The 19,981-nt window shown below is 49.7% G+C and carries 18 protein-coding genes; 1 reads left to right on the top strand and 17 read right to left on the bottom strand.

Going from position 1 to position 19,981, the window contains the following annotated elements; translation table 11 throughout:
• Positions 1–109 precede the first annotated feature (109 nt).
• The 6 genes from ACQKPA_RS16990 to ACQKPA_RS16965 all read right to left on the bottom strand — a co-directional run bounded on the left by ACQKPA_RS16990 (position 110) and on the right by ACQKPA_RS16965 (position 6,805).
• Complete coding sequence (locus ACQKPA_RS16990; RefSeq protein WP_427493765.1) at positions 110–451, bottom strand: hypothetical protein; 342 nt, start codon at positions 449–451, stop codon at positions 110–112.
• A 59-nt stretch (positions 452–510) separates the two neighbouring features.
• Entirely contained in the window at positions 511–2,772 is a 2,262-nt protein-coding gene (locus ACQKPA_RS16985) for a PQQ-binding-like beta-propeller repeat protein (RefSeq protein WP_427493764.1), read from the bottom strand.
• 191 nt (positions 2,773–2,963) lie between these two features.
• Complete coding sequence (locus ACQKPA_RS16980) at positions 2,964–3,287, bottom strand: hypothetical protein (RefSeq protein WP_427493763.1); 324 nt, start codon at positions 3,285–3,287, stop codon at positions 2,964–2,966.
• A 245-nt stretch (positions 3,288–3,532) separates the two neighbouring features.
• Positions 3,533–4,741, bottom strand: a complete 1,209-nt coding sequence (locus tag ACQKPA_RS16975) for a sensor histidine kinase (RefSeq protein ID WP_427493995.1) — start codon at positions 4,739–4,741, stop codon at positions 3,533–3,535.
• A gap of 30 nt (positions 4,742–4,771) precedes the next feature.
• Positions 4,772–5,464, bottom strand: a complete 693-nt coding sequence (locus ACQKPA_RS16970) for a response regulator transcription factor (RefSeq protein ID WP_427493762.1) — start codon at positions 5,462–5,464, stop codon at positions 4,772–4,774.
• Between the two features lie 156 nt (positions 5,465–5,620).
• Positions 5,621–6,805: an acyltransferase gene (locus ACQKPA_RS16965; RefSeq protein ID WP_427493761.1), complete on the bottom strand. Its 1,185-nt coding sequence runs from the start codon at positions 6,803–6,805 to the stop codon at positions 5,621–5,623.
• A gap of 472 nt (positions 6,806–7,277) precedes the next feature.
• On the opposite strand from ACQKPA_RS16965, the gene ACQKPA_RS16960 reads away from it, so the two are divergent.
• Complete coding sequence (locus ACQKPA_RS16960; protein ID WP_427493760.1) at positions 7,278–8,024, top strand: class I SAM-dependent methyltransferase; 747 nt, start codon at positions 7,278–7,280, stop codon at positions 8,022–8,024.
• Positions 8,025–8,239: 215 nt separating this feature from the next.
• On the opposite strand, the gene ACQKPA_RS16955 is transcribed toward ACQKPA_RS16960, so the two are convergent.
• The 11 genes from ACQKPA_RS16955 to ACQKPA_RS16905 form a co-directional block, all read right to left on the bottom strand.
• Positions 8,240–8,728 carry a cation:proton antiporter regulatory subunit gene (locus ACQKPA_RS16955; RefSeq protein WP_071221197.1) on the bottom strand — a complete coding sequence of 163 codons (489 nt, stop codon included), beginning with the start codon at positions 8,726–8,728 and terminating at the stop codon, positions 8,240–8,242.
• An 81-nt stretch (positions 8,729–8,809) separates the two neighbouring features.
• Entirely contained in the window at positions 8,810–10,030 is a 1,221-nt protein-coding gene (locus ACQKPA_RS16950; RefSeq protein WP_427493759.1) for a cation:proton antiporter, read from the bottom strand.
• Between the two features lie 352 nt (positions 10,031–10,382).
• Positions 10,383–10,985, bottom strand: coding sequence for a response regulator transcription factor (locus tag ACQKPA_RS16945; protein ID WP_071221199.1), 603 nt, complete (start codon positions 10,983–10,985; stop codon positions 10,383–10,385).
• Positions 10,982–12,115 carry a sensor histidine kinase gene (locus ACQKPA_RS16940; RefSeq protein ID WP_427493758.1) on the bottom strand — a complete coding sequence of 378 codons (1,134 nt, stop codon included), beginning with the start codon at positions 12,113–12,115 and terminating at the stop codon, positions 10,982–10,984. The genes ACQKPA_RS16945 and ACQKPA_RS16940 overlap by 4 nt, the downstream gene beginning before the upstream one ends.
• A 94-nt stretch (positions 12,116–12,209) precedes the next feature.
• Complete coding sequence (locus tag ACQKPA_RS16935; protein WP_427493757.1) at positions 12,210–13,286, bottom strand: fatty acid desaturase; 1,077 nt, start codon at positions 13,284–13,286, stop codon at positions 12,210–12,212.
• 128 nt (positions 13,287–13,414) lie between these two features.
• Positions 13,415–14,413 carry a Gfo/Idh/MocA family protein gene (locus ACQKPA_RS16930; RefSeq protein WP_427493756.1) on the bottom strand — a complete coding sequence of 333 codons (999 nt, stop codon included), beginning with the start codon at positions 14,411–14,413 and terminating at the stop codon, positions 13,415–13,417.
• Between the two features lie 50 nt (positions 14,414–14,463).
• The gene (locus ACQKPA_RS16925) at positions 14,464–14,919 is read right to left on the bottom strand and encodes an acyl-CoA thioesterase (RefSeq protein WP_427493755.1); all 456 of its coding nucleotides are present in this window, start codon (positions 14,917–14,919) and stop codon (positions 14,464–14,466) included.
• A gap of 235 nt (positions 14,920–15,154) precedes the next feature.
• Positions 15,155–16,150, bottom strand: coding sequence for an ABC transporter permease (locus ACQKPA_RS16920; protein ID WP_427493754.1), 996 nt, complete (start codon positions 16,148–16,150; stop codon positions 15,155–15,157).
• A complete protein-coding gene (locus tag ACQKPA_RS16915) occupies positions 16,147–17,637 on the bottom strand; it encodes a sugar ABC transporter ATP-binding protein (protein WP_427493994.1) in 1,491 nt (496 codons plus the stop codon). The genes ACQKPA_RS16920 and ACQKPA_RS16915 overlap by 4 nt, the downstream gene beginning before the upstream one ends.
• A 144-nt stretch (positions 17,638–17,781) precedes the next feature.
• Complete coding sequence (locus ACQKPA_RS16910; RefSeq protein WP_427493753.1) at positions 17,782–18,903, bottom strand: sugar ABC transporter substrate-binding protein; 1,122 nt, start codon at positions 18,901–18,903, stop codon at positions 17,782–17,784.
• A gap of 310 nt (positions 18,904–19,213) precedes the next feature.
• Positions 19,214–19,849: an SGNH/GDSL hydrolase family protein gene (locus tag ACQKPA_RS16905; protein WP_427493752.1), complete on the bottom strand. Its 636-nt coding sequence runs from the start codon at positions 19,847–19,849 to the stop codon at positions 19,214–19,216.
• Between the last annotated feature and the right edge of the window lie 132 nt (positions 19,850–19,981).

The following is a 19,981-nucleotide window of genomic DNA, read 5'->3' as shown; positions in this document are numbered from 1 at the left end:
TACCATTCTATAGAAATGAAACAATATCAAAATTTGCAAGATTGCAGAAGACCAAAAACGCCCCCGCATCTGTCGCCAGACGCCAGGGACGCTTATCCATCCATTCATTTTATTCCATGCGCTCAAACACCTTGAACCTTCGGCCTTCCTGCAAAGCCACCAATATATCATCATCGACTACGTAGATTTCCGTGCCTTCCGGCAGCTCGTTCGATGATAAATGCGTATCCGGGTATTGATCCGGTTCGAGCCGCTTCTGGATCGTGCCCGCCAAGGTCAAATCCACCTCCGCAAAAGCCTCGGCATCCTCAATGCCTTTTCCGATATACTCTTGATCATCGTACTTTAACAGAGACGCATAACTGGCCGACTGCTTGCTGCCGCAGCCCAAACATAGGATCAACAATAGGCTGATGATCGGAATCCCTGTTATCTTAAGCCTCTTGCCCATAAGTCTTCCTCCTTTGCGGACGTCTCCCTACGGTCTTTATCATCTATCGCTAACAGCTATTACAGCTCATCCAAGCGTTCCTTTAAAGCTCTGGCATCATAACGAATAAAGGCTCCGTTGACCGTGCCGACGAGCACTTCCCGTTCCGTTACGTTCAACGCACCGTTCTTGGTATAAACCTCTCGCAAATCAACGCTGCCGGTGACCACGTTATGCAATCTGCCCAAGCTTCTGCCGTCTTCCTTGTTCAGCACCACGAGATCGCTTTCCAAACTTACCAGCAGGTACGAATCCAGGATCCCGTAGCTGCTGCTAACCAGATGGGACAGATCGTCGCCCGCTTTGGAAGTAGTCTCCATCTTCCATAGGATGCTGCCGCTCTCTATATCTATCGCTGCCGGAATGCCGTTCAAGGTAAGATAGACCCGTTCTTCCTCGATGACGCCGCGGGCGGCTTTGCCTTTCACGGTCCATAATTCCTTATCTTCCAGGCTGTCATACAATACGCTTTCGTAAGCGGTAGCCCCGCTGAAATACTCTCCGTTCAGCGCACGCTGCACTAATAGATACCGCTCATTCAGCACCTCGAACCTTTCCATCTCATAGGCCGGATACACGGCTTCGCGCGCCCCGGTTTCCGTATTGAGCAGAACCCATTCCTTGCCAAGCAGCATCCATCTTGTTGTCATATCCGCAGGGGATACCGGATTGTAGCGATACCCTCCGATAAAATACGGATCTTGAGTCGGATCGTCCATAGCCCTCTTACCGACCTTTACATTCCATGCCGCTTTGCCGGTGACCGGATCGTAAGCGGTAAGCTGTCCGTTCTGCTCGACGAGCACATACGTATCACCCGATCCTGCATTCAGCAAGCGGTGTTCGCCGGACAATGTCTTTTTCCAACGCAGTTTTCCGGTTTCCTGGTCCAGCACGCTCAGCACGCTTTCGGTTTTGGTTTCGTTCATATTCAAAGCTTCGTCCAGAATGATCGTATCGGCCGCAGCCGTCATTGTCAGGCCAAATTCATTCTTCGGCTTAACCTCCCATATCACTTTGCCATCCGACAATCGGATATGCCGCACGCGGGCTGCATAATCCTTAACCTCCGGGTTATAGGCCGAGTACATGGTAACATGCTCCCGCTCCTTATCCGTGACAGCCGTATACCAGCCAAATCCCGCATCCTCCTGCCACAGCTTTTTGCCGGTGCTGCGGTCAATCGCATACAGGGAAGAATTATCGTGCATCCCGCTGTATCCGCCATCATCCCCCTTGAGGAGCAGGACGTCCTCGCTTGCCTCAAGCAGGAAGGTAAAATTCAGATTGCCCTGATTTCGCCAGTCGGGTTCGGCTTCAATCGTCTTTTGAGGCGGCACGGCGGCAAAACGATAGGTAAACTCGTAATCATCGCCAGGACTGTAACACCGTTCAAAGGATCCTGTCCCAGGGATCACCCACTCGCTGGACGTCAGCTTTCCGGATGGGGAGAACGTCACGGTATAATGGGCATCACGCTGCTCATATCTCCAGGTCTCGCCGAGTATCATCGGTTTATTGGAGCTCATCTCCTGATTCCGCGATGTCTCCCTCACCTGCGGTTCGCCGAGCAGCTTTTTCACGTATGAAGAAGGAGTCCCTTTCTTAAAAAGAAACTCCGTCAAGTTCCGCACCACATCCGTCGGTACTCCCGAATCCCCACCTAATAGCGCTTCAGGCATCGCCTTCTTGGCTGTCGTGTCCTTACCCTGTACCCACATCATTGCTGGGCGGTAGATCCGGTAGTCTTCCTTCCACTTGGAAGGTGCGACCATGACCCCGTACCAGTCCTTCCACTGCGCTACGGCGATGAGCGACGTTCCGGTTTGGGATACCGGCCATTTCATCGCGCTTCCAGGAGCAAGATATATACTGCCGCTGCTGCGTAGTTGAAGCGAGAGCGGGAAAGTTTCTTTCACTTGGGCAGCTTCCTTGGAAACATACCATGTCGGGAGCCACAAGTCTCCCCGGGAATCGGATTGGATAAAGGCTAATTCACCCTTCACGGAGGTAAGCCGGAGCCTCTCCCCCTTGGCGCCGTAATAGCTCACTTTAAGATTTGTCAGATGGCTATTCTTACTAAGCGCTTTAGGAAATAAAACAGCCTTCTGCTGAATCGTAACTCGTTGGCCGGATGTAAAGCCCCCAGCTTCTGCAGCATCAGCGAATACGACATGTGCGCTCTCCTGTGTCCGCTGAGTTGGGTGCCCAACAAGTGAAATACAGACGGCTGCCGTTATTCCGATGAATAGTCGCTTTCGAATCGATACGCGTAAACTCACAGAAACCATCCTCTCCCATACAAGCCTATATAATGTAAACGCTATTATAAGGCAAACTGTTCCAAAATCAAAACAAAAAACTCCCTTCCAGGAAAGGAGTCTATCAATCTCTTACTGCAAATGTACATTCACGAAAGATTATCGTTAAAATGATTTCTGCTGCAAATTCACAATTAGCCGTCTTCTCCGCATTATCGTACCTCCATACGCCAACTTGCTTCGGATAGAGTACGGCTCGGCGTTTGCCTGCCTGTCATTTTTCTGGTGCGGTTTTTCACCCCGTCCGATATGTCCCCCCATAACTGCCCGAGAAACGATGCTGGAGTCATTGACGTGCTTCCATTGCTTGCTGTTGCCATCCCCTGAGTGGATCGGTTCTCAATCTGCGTATCTTCGCGGGATATTCTGAACTCTGCGCATCCCGATAGTAATATGACACCAACAACCAGCACAATGATTGCCGGCCATGCCATCGTAAGCCTCATGTTCCGTTTCGCATGATGTATGAATCCCATCCCGACTGCCTCCTTATGTACGTTCCTGAAGGAAAGTATAAGGAACACATCTTATCAATCAGTGATCCAAGTTCTTAACGAATGCTTAAATAAAACTGAACAATTCTATTTGGACCTCTCAGAAGCAAGCGGGGACTTCCGTCTTATAAAAAAAGCGCCCCCTTCGAGGGAGCGTTCGCTTGGATTTCCTCTATTGCTATGCAAAGGCAGAAAACCACCGCGCGGTAAGTTTGAAGAAACAGCAACTATACAACTTTAGGAAACCGCGTTTCAAAAGTTGTCCTCTGCCGGTCGCTCCGCACCCGGATTTCGCCGCCCTGGACCTCCACGATACTTTTTGTGATCGCCAGTCCCAGGCCGGTGCCCCCGGTCTGCTTCGAACGGGAAGCCTCCACGCGGTAGAAGCGATCGAAGATGAAAGGCAAATCCCGCTCCGGAATCGGATCGCCATAGTTGGTGAAACTGATGCTCACCTGATTGCCATCGCTGCGGACGGCGATGTCGATCCTTTTGCCCGACTCCCCGTAACGGATCGCATTGGATATCAAATTCTCATAAGCCCGGACGAGCTGGGCGCCGTCTGCCCGAATAAAGAGGCCTTCCTCTGCCGCAAGCTTGCATTCCATCCCGGACTTCTCCAGGGCAGGCACGAATTCCTCGATCAGCTGTCTCATGAACTGAGCCATATCGATCTCCCGGATATCCAGTGGGAGCCCGTTATTGATCCTCGTATATTCGAACAGATCATCAATCAGCTTCTTTAGATTTTGCGCTTTCTCATAAGCGATATTCACGTAATACCGCAGCTCCACTTCATCCTGGTACCGGTCTTCCTCGATAACCTCCAGAAATCCCAGTATCGATGTAAGCGGCGTCCGCAAGTCATGGGAAACTCCCGTAATCAGATCATTCTTTGTTTTCTCCGCGTTACGCTCCTCCAGAATGGATTGGTGAAGCTGCCTGCTCATCTGGTTGATGCTCTCGGCCACCTCACCCAGTTGGCTGCCTGACTGAACCGGAATATCGGTGTCGAAATTCCCCTTGGCAATCTCGCGCAGCCCATTCCTGATTTCCTCCAGATAAACGTTCAGCTGATCGGTCATGCGGTTTATGCTGGAAGCGACGACGCCTAATTCGTCTTGGGATTTGAGCTCGATTCTGGAATCGAATCGCCCCGACGTGATGTCCTGAAGACCGGTCTGAATCTTCTGCAGATCAAGGACAAACCACTTCGTGCTCACATAATAGCTGACCGAAAAAAGAATAATGCCCGCAACCAGCATAACCGGATCCGAGCCAATGTTGTTAATGATCCAGACGAGCGGCGGCTTGATGGCCGGAATAGAGAGTATCAGCGTGCTTAATGCGTAGAGTATGATAAGCAGGGCGGCCGTGATGCCGATGCTGGCAAGCAGCATAAGCAGCATCTTCAGGCGGATGCTATGAAGCTTCATTATTTTCAAGTTAGTCACCTCTGCTTAAGTTTACTCTATTTTATAGCCAATCCCCCACACCGTCTTAATATATACTGGCTGCTGCGGATCCTTCTCGATCTTCTCGCGCAGCTTGCGAATATGTACCATGACCGTATTTTTCGATTCCATGAACGGTTCGTTCCACACCTCGGTATAAATCTTGTCCATGCTAAGCACGAGTCCGCGATTGATGGCCAGCATATGCAGCAGAGCAAATTCGCGGGGCGTCAGCTTAATCTCAACGCCTGCCACAGCTACCCGGTGGGAAGCGACATTAATAACCAGCTCATCGATCTGGATTTCGTTCTCATCCCTCACCGAGCTGTTGTTCAGCTGTTTGTATCGGCGGAGCTGCGATTTGATTCTTGCGATCAATTCCAGCGGGCTAAACGGCTTGGTCACGTAATCATCCGCGCCGATGCTGAGTCCGGCGATCTTGTCAATCTCCTGACTCTTGGCAGACAGCATGATGATCGGCGTGTTGTTCTCCTCCCGAATTCTCATGCATGCCTCAATGCCATCCATCTGCGGCATCATGACATCAAGGATGATCAAATCCACTTTATGGGTTCTTAGAATCTCCAGCGCTTCCAGGCCGTGAGATGCGGTGAGCAGCGTGTAGCCCTCATTTCTGACGTAAATCTCCATCAATTTCAAAATTTCGGTTTCATCATCAACCATTAATATCGTAACTCCAGACATGGCTCCTCCTTGATTAAAAGCGGCAGTCAGCATTACGCCTTTTACGTCGTCTTGCACCATGGATGTGCAGACTGTGCGTTGCTGCTGTTTTGGTTTCTCTTCGCCACGGCCATGCCCTCGTCAGGTATGCATCCATTTTTTTGCTAACGTAACAGACTATGAACCGGAAAGCGGCACAGATGGCGAATCGACTGGCTTAACCGATTTCTTCGCCTTCGGAATATTACCGAATATCACCCATGAGCCTGGTATAAATCGAACCGTCAATTCTACGACGATCCATGAACAGCCTAATGCTGCCGCAAAACCGCCTGCATACCACAGATGGGTCAGCATTGAATTCCCCGTAGTTAGCGGAAACTCACGGTAGACGAGCAAAAAGAACGGATGAATGAGATATATCCCGAAGGACACGGCCCCCAGTCTTTCCAGCGCCCGCGTCCATCCACGTACTCCTGCCCGGTAGAACAAAATGGCGAACTGGAGCAGGACAAGCGCCCCAAAGTACGTATGCATATTCCACAGCAGCTCATACAGCGTTGAATTATACCCGGTTCCATGCAGCCGGCTGTTGTAATAAATGTATACATGCCCGAGACCGGCAGCTGCCCATGCCATCCACAGCATCGTCCAAGCGACGATACGGTAAGGCTGTGCATTGGCACGGCTGATGACAAACCAGGCCTTCAGTTTCGGATAATAGATGCCGATAAAAGCGCCCAGCATGAAGTAAGCTATATAGGACAAGGCCCAGCTTCCCTTATTCGGCACCTGCCAATAGTACTTATTCATTAGTATAAACGTCCACTGGATCACCAGTCCAATCGGTATCGCCCATTTTGCAAGCTGCGGCATCTTCTTGAACAACCACAATACGAGCGGAAACAGCACATAAAACTGAATGCTGATAAAGACGAAATAGAGATGCGTATACGCTTTGCCCGTCAACAGCTTTTGCACAAAGCTCTCCATCGTCTCACCGAACGGCCTCCCCTGATAATATAAATAGTGCAGCAGCGCGAAGTAGAACACGGAGAACAGCGTATATGGAATGATAATATACAGCAGTCTTTTCTTGTAAAATCCGCTGATCAGTTTCTTCGTTGTGGGACGGTCATAGTAATTATAGAAGAGTACCAGACTGCTCAAAAATATAAATGTCGGCGTTCCGAATTTCATGAAGATGTTCATGAAATTGTACATAAAAAAGTATCTGGAATCCGTCATCGCAGATACGGCATACGATGTGGAGTGAACGGACAGCACGCCGATGATGGCGAATGCGCGTACCAATTGCAGCTCGGGAAGACGTTCCCTTGATAAAGATTTTAATTTGTTCATGACAGTACCCTCTCATCTTTAAAATCCGATTATTCTCGTTCCTTGCGAAACAGACTCATCAAGTATAGTAGACAGTTCTTAACGCCATACTTCCAAATTCTTATCATTTGCTTAAGATTATGGTCCTTCCTCCTAATAAAATTCTCCTTGATCATGAAGAATCCTTGGACTTACAATAAGAAAAACATCTATCGACGGACTTTCTCAGAAGACAGCGTATAGCGGAAGTTTTTCTTGCGAGATAAGGATGGTAAGCCTCTGAAGCTTATACTTTCTTATCTCTTAAAAATAATCTTTCAGAATTGGGGTGAATTGGATGTTGATTAGGATCCTTGCCGTTCGAAGTAGTTAGGCCCGGTCTATAATACTGGACCGGGCCTAGCCAGAATCACAGTAACTGGCTACGAACGAATAAGAGACGATCTGTTTTCAGCATCCCATTTTATCTCAATTGAAAAGGTGAACAATATATATGAAATCACAGGAATACAAATCATTTTATGATATCGTAGGAGCCTTAAACGGCTGGGACTTCAGCCAGCTCAGATGTATCTCGGAGGGTGTGGAGTGGGATTTTTACGATGAGGTTGGCAAATTATGTGAACCATCCGATGTTGTGCTTGATATCGGCACTGGTGGTGGAGAGAGCTTGTTGTCCATCGCCGACAAAGCAGCCCTGCTGGTTGGAATCGATCTTTCCCATTCGATGATAGAGACTGCCCAGAGTAATAAACGGAAGGCTGCGGCTTCGAATGTACGCTTTATGCAGATGGATGCAGAGTCGCTTCAATTTCCGGAGGCGTTTTTCAATTTGATCTCATGCAGACATTCCCCTTTCCGTGCATCAGAGGTGGGAAGAGTACTGGAAGAGGATGGCGTGTTTTTGACGCAGCAGGTTCGCGAATCTGATAAAGCCAATCTGGCTCAAGCCTTTGGCAGAGGACAATCCTCCCGTGAAGACGGTGCCTTAAAGGATCAATATATGGAGGAACTTCGGCTTGCCGGGTTCCGCAATATCCAATATGCCGAATACGATGCGGATGAATACTATGAACGTGAAGAGGATCTTATCTTTCTGCTGAAGCACACGCCCATTATCCCCGGATTTGGACAGGAGGAATCGGATTTTCGTATCCTGCAGCAGTTCATCAGAGACCATCGCACAGATCGGGGAATCCGGACGAATTCCGCCCGGTTTATGATAGTGGCCCGGAAATAACCGGCCCCTCTGGCAATCCATAACCCGCAGCATCCCGCTGGTAAACATAAAAAGCGCACAAGGGCCGAAGCCCTTGGCGCTTTTTCTTATGCAAAACAGCTTCGGATATCATCCCTTTGATGAATAGGTTGCCCTCCACATAAAAAAGCAAGCCCCCCACAAAAGGAGGAGCTTGCTTTCAGTATGGTTATCTTCGCATCCACGAAGGAGCAATATTAGCCGTTAACCAGCAGTTCTTTCAACTGCTTGATCTGCTTGCGCTCGCCCGCAAGCACCAGCGTCGATCCCGCTGTCAGGATGTCGTCCGGACCCGGATTGATCTTCTGCTCTTTCTTGTTCACAATCGCTAATACATTAGCACCTGTACGTTGACGAACCTGAAGCCCTGCAATGGATTGTCCCACGCATTTGTAATGCGGCTCGATACGCGCCCATTCGATGATCAGATCTTCGAGTGTCACCTCGATGGTCTCGAGCGCTTTCGGTTTATACGTCATGCCGCCGATGATGCCGGCGATTTGTCTAGCCTCATCATCCTCTAATGTAATCTGGGAGATGGTCTCCTCAGGATCGTCATCTTCAAAATGGTACAGCTCTCTACGGCCATCGTCATGAATAACAATAACCAGCTTATCCCCTGATCTCGCCTGAATAAGGAATTTCTTACCGATACCCGGCAGATCAGATTCGCGAATAATACTCATGTGAAAATCCTCCGTTCTGGGGTTAATTCAATCTCTAGATTATATAGATTAGTTGGAAGAAAGTAAATCAGCCCAGCAGCCTTACGCCTTCCTTTTTTTTACTTTCTCCACAGGCTCGCTCCATTTGAATATTTTATTCGCTCCGCGGTAGATACGTTTTGACTCCTTGGCTAGAAGAGGACCGAGAATCGCAAGAATCAGAACATAGAGGGCCGAGAATGGTTTCAGCATAGCGGACAGTCCGCCGGCGAGTCCCAGATTCGCAACGATGATCGTGAACTCCCCGCGAGCCATAATGGTCAATCCGATGTTAAGCGACGATCTATGCGATAGTCCGGCCTTGCGACCCGCTATCATGCCTGCGACCAGGTTGCCGATAATAGTCAGTACCACGGCGCCTAAAGCAAGCCATAACGCATTCCCAAGCGTGGTCGGGTCGATACCCAGACCGAAGCTGAAGAAGAAGATAGCTCCAAAAAAATCACGGAAAGGAATGACCAGCTGCTCGATCCGTTCGCTATGATCTGTTTCCGATAAAGCCAGTCCGAACAACAGCGCGCCGATCGCTTCGGCTACGTGCAGTGTCTCCGAAAACCCGGCAATAAAGAACATCGATGAGAAAACAACGATAATGAAAATCTCGCTGGACGTAATATTCAGCAATTTGTTAAGTATAGGCGGGCCTTTTCTCGCAATAACAAAGAACAACAACATGTAACCTATGGAAATGCAAACCGAGATGATGGTTGCCCCTATCGATGTAGCCCCGCCTAACAGCAGTCCCGACATAATCGATAAGAACACGGCAAGAAAAATATCATCGAACAAAATCATGCCGAGAATGAGTTCCGTCTCCGCATTTCCTGTGCGCCGCAGATCCACGAGCACCTTAGCGACAATGGCGCTGGAGGAAACCGACAGCATCCCTGCAATGATCAGCGTCTCGTACAGAGGCATATTGATCACGAAACCGTAAGCCACACCCAGTACGAAGTTCAATACTACATATACGGTTCCGCCTACCACAATGTTTTTTCCGGATTTGATCAATTTTTGAACGGAAAATTCAAGACCAAGGTAAAAGAGCAGGAATAGAATACCGATCTGTCCCAGAAAATCGATGATCCCCTGGCTCTCGATGAACTTAAAGTCAAGAATCCCTATCGTTGGTGCATGGGGACCTACAAGCATCCCGAGCACAATCAAGAACGGTATGATCGAGAACTTGAGCTTTCCAGCAATTACGGAGGCTATAGCAACCAGAATCAGAGCAGTTCCAACCTCAAACATCATATGGTCCATAGAAGACCTCCTCTTCAAATTTGACTTCTGGCAATCATTTCTATTATACATAAAAATGCATAGATTTACAAGTAACAGCAGCATTCTTGCTTGATAACCCAATAGATGCTATATTTACTCCATAATGTACAGGCTTAATTCTATTAGTGATTTTATGGTTTCCAAAAAATATAAATTATATCCACATACTTTACCACACGAAAGAGAATGAATATTTATACATAATAATGCATACGATGCCAGGTAAAAAAATACATATATCGCGAAGATTGGCCAACCCCTTTCTCTTAATCCACACAAAAAAAGAAGCCCGGTGGCTGCAACCACGGGGCTTCCGGCTATTTTCAGATGATTATTTAAACCAACCTTTTTCTTTAAAACGCGTAATCGCTTCGATCCGGTTGCTGACGCCAAGCTTATCAAGAATAACCGAAATATAATTCCGCACTGTACCCGTTGTAATAAACAGCTGATTGGCAATTTCCTTCGTGTTCTTGCCATCCGCAATCAGGCCCAGCACTTCCTTTTCCCGCTCCGTCAGCGGATTCTCTTCACCGGAATACGCTTCATCCACCAGCTCGGAGGCGTATATTCGTCTGCCGGCCATAATGCTCCGAATGGATGCCGCCAGTTCCTCGCTCGGGCTGTCCTTAAGGAGGTAGGCGTTGGCACCAGCCTTCACGGCACGCTCGAAATACCCCGGTCGGGCAAAGGTCGTCAAGATCATCACCTTGCAGCCAGAGCCCTTTAGTTCTTCAGCCGCTTCAAGTCCGTTCATCATCGGCATCTCAATATCCATGATGCAGATATCCGGTTTATGAAGTTTGACAAGCTGTACGGCATCCTTCCCATTACCTGCCGTCCCGACCACCTGCATATCTTCTTCCAGATCAAGCAGTGAGGCCAGGGCTCCAAGCAGCAATCGCTGATCTTCGGCTATGACAATTCGGATCATATTCCCGCCTCCTTATCCGGCATTCTGAGCACATTAGGTACACGTAGGACCAGCGTAGTCCCCTCGCCGGAAGTGAGCTCCATGCTTCCGTTTACGAATTCAAGCCGCTCTCTCATTCCCCGCAGTCCATTGCCGCGGTTTCTCGCATCGGTCACGAACCCTGTTCCATTGTCCTTCACCCTCGCAACCAGATCCGTATCCGTGGATTCGATCACAATGGAGCAAGCCGTGGCATTGCTATGTTTCACTATGTTATTCACGGCCTCTTTCAGGCACATGCTGATCACATTTTCATTCATTAACGACAGATTTTCCGGCTCCAGCGTTCCCTCAAAGGTTAATTCAATCTCGGCAGCCTTTAGAATTTGCTGAATTCGGAAAATTTCATCCGTAAGCCGGGTCCCCCGCATCCGTGTTACCATCTCGCGCACTTCCTTAAGTGCCGTTCTGGCCGTCTGGCGTACATCGTTGATCTCGGCCTGGGCTCTTTCCGTATCTTGCGTCATCAATTTACCGGCCAAATCACTTTTGAGGCCAATGAGAGATAGCTTCTGTCCGAGCGTATCATGCAAATCGCGGGCAATCCTCTGACGTTCCTCCAGCTTCACCAGTTCCGAAATTCGTTTGTTGGCATCCTCCAGCTGACCCTGCAGCTGATCATTCTTATTCCGGTTATAGTTCGTCACGGGCAGCAGAATAACCCCGACTACACTGACTAGCATAAATGGCAGCTGTGTGATAAAAAACGGATTCCGCGTTAATAATCCATAATTGACCGTAATGATGGTCGTGACCAGATGGATTGAATACAGCGTAATAAATCCGGCCTTATTCTTGATGTTCCCGATGAAAAATGCGAGGAACAACGAGAAATAAACATACCCGAACACCACTGACATCGTAATCGATATTAGAATTTGCAGACTCGTCCAGAAGTAGACGAGCCAGCCTTTGGCCAGAAATGAAAGCACATAGAAGGCGAAGAACATCACAATCATCAGAGTGCCGAAGACGACCTGAGAGGTAGAGGTCGACCGGAAGATGAAATAGAACGGAAGGATGTAGAAGACGACCCATACATAAGGGCTCAGCCCCGTACTTTTATGAAATATCTGATACCATTTCTGCATGGAGTCCCACCTTCTATCGGTTCAAGCTTCGTCCTTATTTCTGCCTAACGCGTATTCTTATTCATTCCTATTATAACCTCGTAGCCGCAAGGAATTACTCGCCCTGCACTCTGCGTCTGCTGCTCGCCAGGCTCTTCTCGGCTTTCGCCAATACCGATTCCTGCGGTTTACGGAGCGACTTCCTTGCTTCCCTAAACGTGACAAACACCTTTTTCTCTTCATCCCACAGACGGAAACGTATAGACTTCAAACTGGTCTTCAGTGTAATCGTTGTTGCCTTTTGCAGCGGAGGAGCGGCTTCATGCGCCTTCTCCAGGTTGTAATTGGGAACCTTCGGGCTAAGATGGTGAACGTGATGGAAGCCGATGTTACCCGTGATCCATTGCAGGACCTTCGGAAGTTTGTAATAAGAGCTGCCTTCTACGGCTGCATTGATATAACTCCACTCTTCATCATGCTCATAGTACGTTTCTTCGAATTGATGCTGTACATAGAACAACCAAATGCCAAGCATCCCTGATACCATGAATATAGGAGCTTGAACGAGCAGAAATGCCTGCCATCCAATCGCCCAGCACAGCAATGCATACAGCGCAACAATCGAAATATTCGTTATATAGTTACTGATCTTCTCCTTGCGTCTCGCACCTTTACGGTTAAAACGGTAGGTTATCAGAAAAATAGCAATAGGACCCAGTCCAAACATCACAATCGGATTACGGTAAACCCGGTAGTATAGACGCTGCCAAAAGGAAGCGGCCCCATACTCTTCAACGGTCAATACCCACATATCGCCGATTCCCCGCTTATCGAGGTTGCTGCTCGTCGCGTGATGAATCGCGTGCGTGTTCTTCCATTGTTCGTAAGGGCACAATGTAATAACGCCTGTAATCGTGCCGAGAATTTTGTTCGCCCGGCGGCTTTTAAAGAAAGATCCGTGACAACAGTCATGGAATATGATAAACGTCCGAACAACAAAGCCCGATGCAATAATCGCTATGGGCATGGTTAGCCAATATGATACGGATAAACTTAAATAGGCTGCACACCATAGCAATATCAAGGGAACCAGTGTATTGAAAAGCTGACCTATACTCGCCTTTGTGTCAATTTCTTCATAAGGGGCAACGTTCTTTTTCAAGCTGGATAGTTTGTTATCAGGTTTAGCCATAGTTGTCTTCCTCCTCGAAATGAAGCGCAAGGACGTTGTGAAGCTGTCACGCACTTGTCTAATCTAATTATAGATAGGATGTCACGCGTGTCGTAGTCATAAACGTCATTTCGGGAGTATGACAAATATCATATATCGGTGCGGGCATCGGCCGGAAACCGCAGTCCTACCTGGCGTCTGGCTTCCTGCATGATTTCAGCCGTAATGAGTGAGTTGGCATGGGTATTGATTGCACTTTCCCGTTCGCCGCATTGGATTAAATCGATAAATTCCCGGGCTTCATAATACATCGATTCATGGGTCTGCAGCTGGGTGACGTTTTCGATGGTGCCGTCTCTGTAGTGAATCTTCACATCGTACGGCTGATTGATCTTGTCGATGATCATCGTGCCGTTCTCGCCCTGGATTTCGGCTGGGGCATAGGAATCGCTGATCTTGGAGTGCATGATCACGGCATCCATCTCAGGATAGGACAACAAGAGGCTGCCCTCGCCATCAACCCCGGAGGATAGCATATAGCCGGAAGCTTTGACGGAGTCCGGTTTACCGAACAGGGTGACCATCGGGTACAGGCAATATATCCCCAAATCCATGAGTGAACCGTTGGAATATTCAGGGTTGAACGCATTCAGTACCGTCCCCTGCTTGTACGCATCATAACGGGACGAGTATTGGCAGTAGCTTGCAAAATAACGCCGAATCGGACCCAGCTTGTACAGGTTGTCCCTGACGGTTTTGAAATTCGGCATCAACGTCGACTTCAAGGCTTCCATGAGCAGAACGTTGTTATTCTTCGCTGCTTCAATCATGGCGGACACTTCGGCTGCGTTAGAAGCCATCGGCTTCTCGCAAAGAACATGCTTCCCGTGATTCATGCATAATATCGCCTGATCGACGTGATAGGAATTCGGACTCGCAATGTACACCGCGTCAATCTCGTCATCCTGCAGCATCGTTACAAGATCGGTGTACACTTTGGGGTCCGCGTACTTGGCCGCGAAAGCCCTGCCCTTCTCTTCTGTACGGGAGTATACGGCAGCAAGAATAAATTCTTCCGTCTCCAGAGCAGCTTGAAGAAACCGCTCGGTAATCCAGTTTGTGCCGATCACGGCAAAACGGATGTTCATCCCTAATCCCTTCCCTTCTTATCTAATAGTAAGTGATCTTTCAATTTTCGTTACATCCATCCTTCAAAAGTCGAAATCCGCTCGCGTGCCGAATCCGGAATCGGCGTGCTCTTGCCTGACGCGGTATCGATGAGCACAATGGTTCCGCGACCGGCCGCCTTTAAGGTGCCGTCCACCACGATCGCATACTGGACGTCCATGGAGGAACGTCCGATCTCAGCCACCCGGACATGAAGCTTAAGCGGGTCCTTCAGATACAATTGAGCAAGATACTGGCATTCCAAATCCGCAACCACCGACACCTTTTGTTCGCTGAACAGTTCCTCGGTCAATCCCAGGTTCTCGAAATATTCAATGCGTCCCTGCTCAAAATACATGAAATAACTGACGTTATTGACATGACCCAGCATATCCGTTTCGCAGTACCTTATCTTTATCGGAATTTCAAAGTGAAACGTGTCCAGCCAAGCCTTGGGATCCGGTTGTATGAAGGTTGTTTTTTTCATGATGAGTCCCCTTTCTCTTTATAAGAGACAAATGTATGTACAATTATAATCAGTCTTCTACAAGGATAGTCAATACAAGTTGAGTCCGTCAACTACATAACCAAATCATGGATAACCTGCCCGAATGCAGCTGCCCATGAAAAAAGACCACCCACTCCAGAGCAGAATCACTGGAGGGATGGTCTTGATAAGAAGGAATGGAACAAGCTGGATCAAAATACGTGCCTCTTAGCCATCAATGTCTCTTCTTATAGTAAGTTAAGGCAAGCGCCAACGCCAGCACCGAGCCCTTCACGATATCCATCGCAAAATACGGCACGGACAGCATGATCAGACCGTTTTGCAATATACCGATCAACACGGCGCCGACAAAGGTCCCGAGCGCGTTCGGCTTGCCGGCTCCGAATACGGAATATCCGATGAAGGTTGCAGCGACGGCATCCATCAGATAGGGGCCGCCGGAGCCCACCTCGGCCGTCATGACGCGTGCCCCGAGGATAATCCCGCCGATGGCGGCAAACAATGCGGAGACCAGGTATGCAATCAAACGGTATTTGCTCACCGGAATCCCGGATAAAGCCGCCGCTTCACGGTTCCCTCCGATCATATACATATACCGTCCGTGTTTGGTATAGGTCAGGAACAGATGGACCACGAGGACCACGAGCACCATGATGATAATGATCCATGGCACCTGCCCGATCTTCTCAAACACCGCCGGAATTTTACCGGTGGCGAAATCTCCGCTCGGCAGGATCATATTCTGGGAAATGGTAGCGCCCCGGGTATATGTCAAGGCAATGCCCTGGAAGATAAACATCGTCGCCAGGGTCATCAGCATGTCGTCGATCTTGAAATTGATGACCAGAAACGCGTTGATCAGCCCGACGGCTAGACAGAACAGCAGCGTGAGGCCGATGCCGATGCCGATATTTTGCCCGTGCCAGACGAACATGGAAATGACCAGCGCGTTCGCCAGGGAAGCCGTTGAGCCAACAGACAGGTCAAAGCCGCCCACGGCCAGCGATACGGTCAGTCCCACGGCAATAATCGTCACGATCGAGATCGAACGGAGTATGTTGATTATGTTGCTTGTATTCAAAAAGTTGTCGGCGACGGTCCCGAACACGAGAATAAGTGCGAATACCGTAATCAACGTGCCGTATTTATATAGAAAATCAAAAGCGAAACTAGCCGCCGGCTTCTCCTTAATTGGTCTTGCTGTATTCATGTTAACCCGCCTCCTGTGCAGTAAAGCAATAGTTCCTCTTCGCTGGATGACTTCGTCGTCAGCTCCTTCGTGATGCCGCCGTCATACATCACATACACCCGATCCGTGATGCCAACGATTTCGGACAGCTCGCTGGAGGCGTACAGCACGCATTTCCCCCGCTTGGCCAGCTCCGCCACCAGATGAAAAATGTCCCGCTTCGCGCCAACGTCAACCCCTTTGGTCGGCTCATCAAAAATATACACATCCGCGTCGACCAGCAGCCATTTGCCGATTGCCACCTTCTGCTGGTTGCCCCCGGACAGGTTTCTCACTCTGGCCCGCTCGTTCGGGGTCTTAATTCCGAGCGACTCGATCATCTCCCTCGCCGCCTGCTTTTCCTTGCCGAAGCTAAGCCAGGATCCCAATCTGGAAAAACGGGACAGCACCGCAGCCGTTAAATTGACGGACACCGGCTCTTCCACGAAGACGCCTTCGCGTCGGCGTTCCTCGGGGACCAGCGCGATGCCATGCGAGACGGCATCATGCGGCGAGCGGATGCGAAGCTTTTTCCCGTTCAGCGTGATCTCGCCGGTTGATGTGTCGGATGCTCCGAATATCGCCCGGCACAGCTCCGTTTTCCCGGCCCCGACCAGTCCGGCCAGACCGACGATCTCCCCTTTTCGAATGTGCAGGTGAACACCGTTGATTTTGCCTGGGTCGAACATGTTCTTCACCTCGAAGCAGACGGAGCCGATCTCTCGTTCGATATGGGGAAACTGCTGCTCCATCCTGGAGCCCAGCATGTACTCCACCACTTTGGGCTGATCGATATTCGCAATGCGGTCACTCTTCACCAGCTGACCATCCCGCATGATCGTAATATCATCGCAGATTTCATACAGCTCCGGCAGCCGGTGCGAGATGAAAATAATGCCGACCCCATCCTGCTTCAGCTTGCGCACCAGCTTGAACAGCTGATCTGTCTCGCTGTGGCTGAGCGGCGCGGTCGGCTCGTCGAGCACCAAAATCCGGCACTGCTTGGAGACGGCTCTTGCGATCAGCACCATCTGCTTCTCCGCCAGCGTCAGCTCCGAGATCAGCTTCTTGCCGGGAACCCGGATGTTCATCCGTGCAAGAATCGTTTCGGCTTCTCGATGGAGTTCTTTCCAGCGGATCAAGTGCTGCTTGCCCATATCGTGAACCGTCCGGTCGAGCATAATGTTCTCTCCGACCGTCAGGTTCGGAATGAGCGCCGTATCCACCTCTTGATAGACGATCTGAATGCCCAGATCCTTCGCTTCCTTCGGGGAACGGATGTCTGCCTTGCTCCCATCGATCCAGATCTCGCCCTCATAATGGTTGTAAGCACCCGATAGAATCTTCATTAATGTAGATTTCCCTGCGCCATTCGCGCCGATCAAGGCATGTGCTGTTCCTGCGACCGTCTGAAAGTCCACATCGATTAACGCCTTAACGCCTGGAAAAGAGATCGAGATATGCTTCATGTGAAGTAAGGGCGCCGCACCCGACACGTCGGTCGATGTGGCAGTTGTTGGCTCCATAACGCTTCGCAAGTGTATTCTTCCCTTCAAATAGGATAGGGCGCCCTTATCGATGACCGACAAGAGCGCCTGTATGAATAATGCTGTTTATTTGCCGCCTGCGTCTTTCAACGCCTTCATCCAGTCCTCTTCGAATTCGGTGCTCGTCCCCCAGCTAGGGATAATATCCGCCAGGTTGACCATGTTGACCGCTTCGGCTGCACCCTCAAGGCTGGAGCGCTCAATCAATACAGGCTCCAGATTGACCGTGGCAGGCGTTTCCTCACCGGCAATCTTTTTAGCAAGCAAACGGACATTGATCGCGCCGATCGTTTTCGGATCTACGGCTGCGGTAGCTACCCAAGGACTGTCCGGCTTCTGGATCAGCTCCAGGTCCGCGTTGGATACGTCGATGCCGTAAATCTTAACCTCGGTGCGTCCCGCTTCTTCCAGCGCTCTGGCTGCGCCGATGGCGAAAGCATCCCAGGTTGCGAAGATCGCATCGATTTCGCCCTTCGGATACTTCGTCAGGATGGCGGATACCGCATTTTGCGTTTCCAGCGAAGTCTGGTCGCTCGCCACGCCGAAACGCTCCACTTCCTTGATGCCCGGATTGTTCTTCAGCGTTTCCTGGTATACGGCATTCCGTCGTACCATCGGCGGGAATCCATCTACCCAGAGATAGACGATGTTGGCTTCCGGCCCTTGCTCTTCAACCAGCTTGTCCAGTGCCAGCTTCGCCAGCTGCTCATCATCCTGCGACGTCTGGGTTACCCCTGCAATGTCGCCAATCTCAGGCAAGGAGTCAAAGGTGACGACAGGAATTCCTTTATCCGTAATCTTCTTCACGTCTTGAACGGATGCAGGATCGTCTCCGTGCGAAATGATAAATCCATCATAATCGCTGTCAATGGCTTGGGCGATCGCATCGTGGAATTTGGCGGAATCCCCGTTCGCCGAGAAGGTATCTACCTTAAACCCGAGAGCCTCGCCTTCCTGCTTCGCGCCTGCCAAAAATTGCGCCGTATGATCATCGCCCCCGATTTTCCGGACGACCATCAATTTCACCGGATCCTTATCGGCAATGCCTGCAGGCAGGTTCTCAACCTTGTCCGCCAGATTGCCTGCTCCACTACCGCCGCCGCTACCCGATTCAGCACAACCGGTTAAGACAATCATAAACGCAAGCACCAGCGCGGTTAATTTCCTTACATGTTTACTGCCTTTCATGTTCTCTCTCCCCCTGTTTTCCGTTAAAAGGACTATACTAATTAATACAAGTAATCCTATAGGATTTAATAGGAGGCGTCAACCATTATTTTTCCGCTTTAATGCATTACACCACATAGGCTAAAAAAATGAAAGTTATTTTGATATGTATCGGCAGCGGCGCGCCCATATTTCATATCCCGTGCAAATCCTATCAAAAAAAGAGCTCGGGAAGGCAGTGATTCACCTCCGAGCTCTTTTCCCTTCCTAATCGATCAGCTCATCAAGCTTATCCTGCAGCATTGCATTCTGCTTTTCGCTGATATCTGAATTAATCCAAACGAACACCCATCGTTTCAAGCCAAGCCTTTGCGATTAGCCCGTGTCCGGCCGGTGACGGATGCACGCCGTCAGGAGCCCAGAAGGCAGCTTCGCGGCGCGCCGACGCCGCAGCGAACAATCCGTCCAGCGGCACCAGCAGCGCCCCGTATTCCACTGCTAATTCACGAACAGCCGTGATTTTCAGATCCAGATCCTCGCGCCAAACTCTCCGATCCTCCGGATGCGGCAGCACGAACGGCTCAACCAGAATCAGCTTGGCGTCAAGCGCCCCTTTGGTGCGTTCGATCAATTTACGGTAGCCGGCTTTGTAATCCTCGGTGCTTGTCGGGTCCCCGCTATCATACCGGCGCCAAGTGTCATTGATTCCGATATAGATGGATACCCAGTCCGGTTTCAAGTCCAGGCAATCCTCCTGCCATCTAGCATTCAAGTCGACGACCCGGTTTCCGCTGATCCCTCTATTCAAAAAGGTTACGTTTAACTCAGGAAATTTCATGCCGAACAACGAGTCGATCAATAGCGGGTATCCGTTCCCCAAGCTGCCGGAAAAGTTCCGGTCACGACCGCAATCCGTAATGCTGTCTCCTTGAAATAATACGACATCCCCTTGCTGCAAACGATTCATTCCACTTCCTCCTCATCGGTATGTTGCTAATGTACGTACAATTGGAAATCCGTAGGCTCATTTCTCGTGAGAACGCTTCCTAGCATTAAATATTTGCCATGCAGGGCTCAATTCCTTTTTATGTACCATGCA

The organism is Paenibacillus sp. NPDC093718, from assembly GCF_050279985.1.
In the GTDB taxonomy this organism is placed as follows: Bacteria; Bacillota; Bacilli; order Paenibacillales; family Paenibacillaceae; genus Paenibacillus_AQ.
The sequence above is the reverse complement of the archived record's forward strand: the minus strand, read 5'-3'. Positions and strand labels throughout refer to the sequence as shown.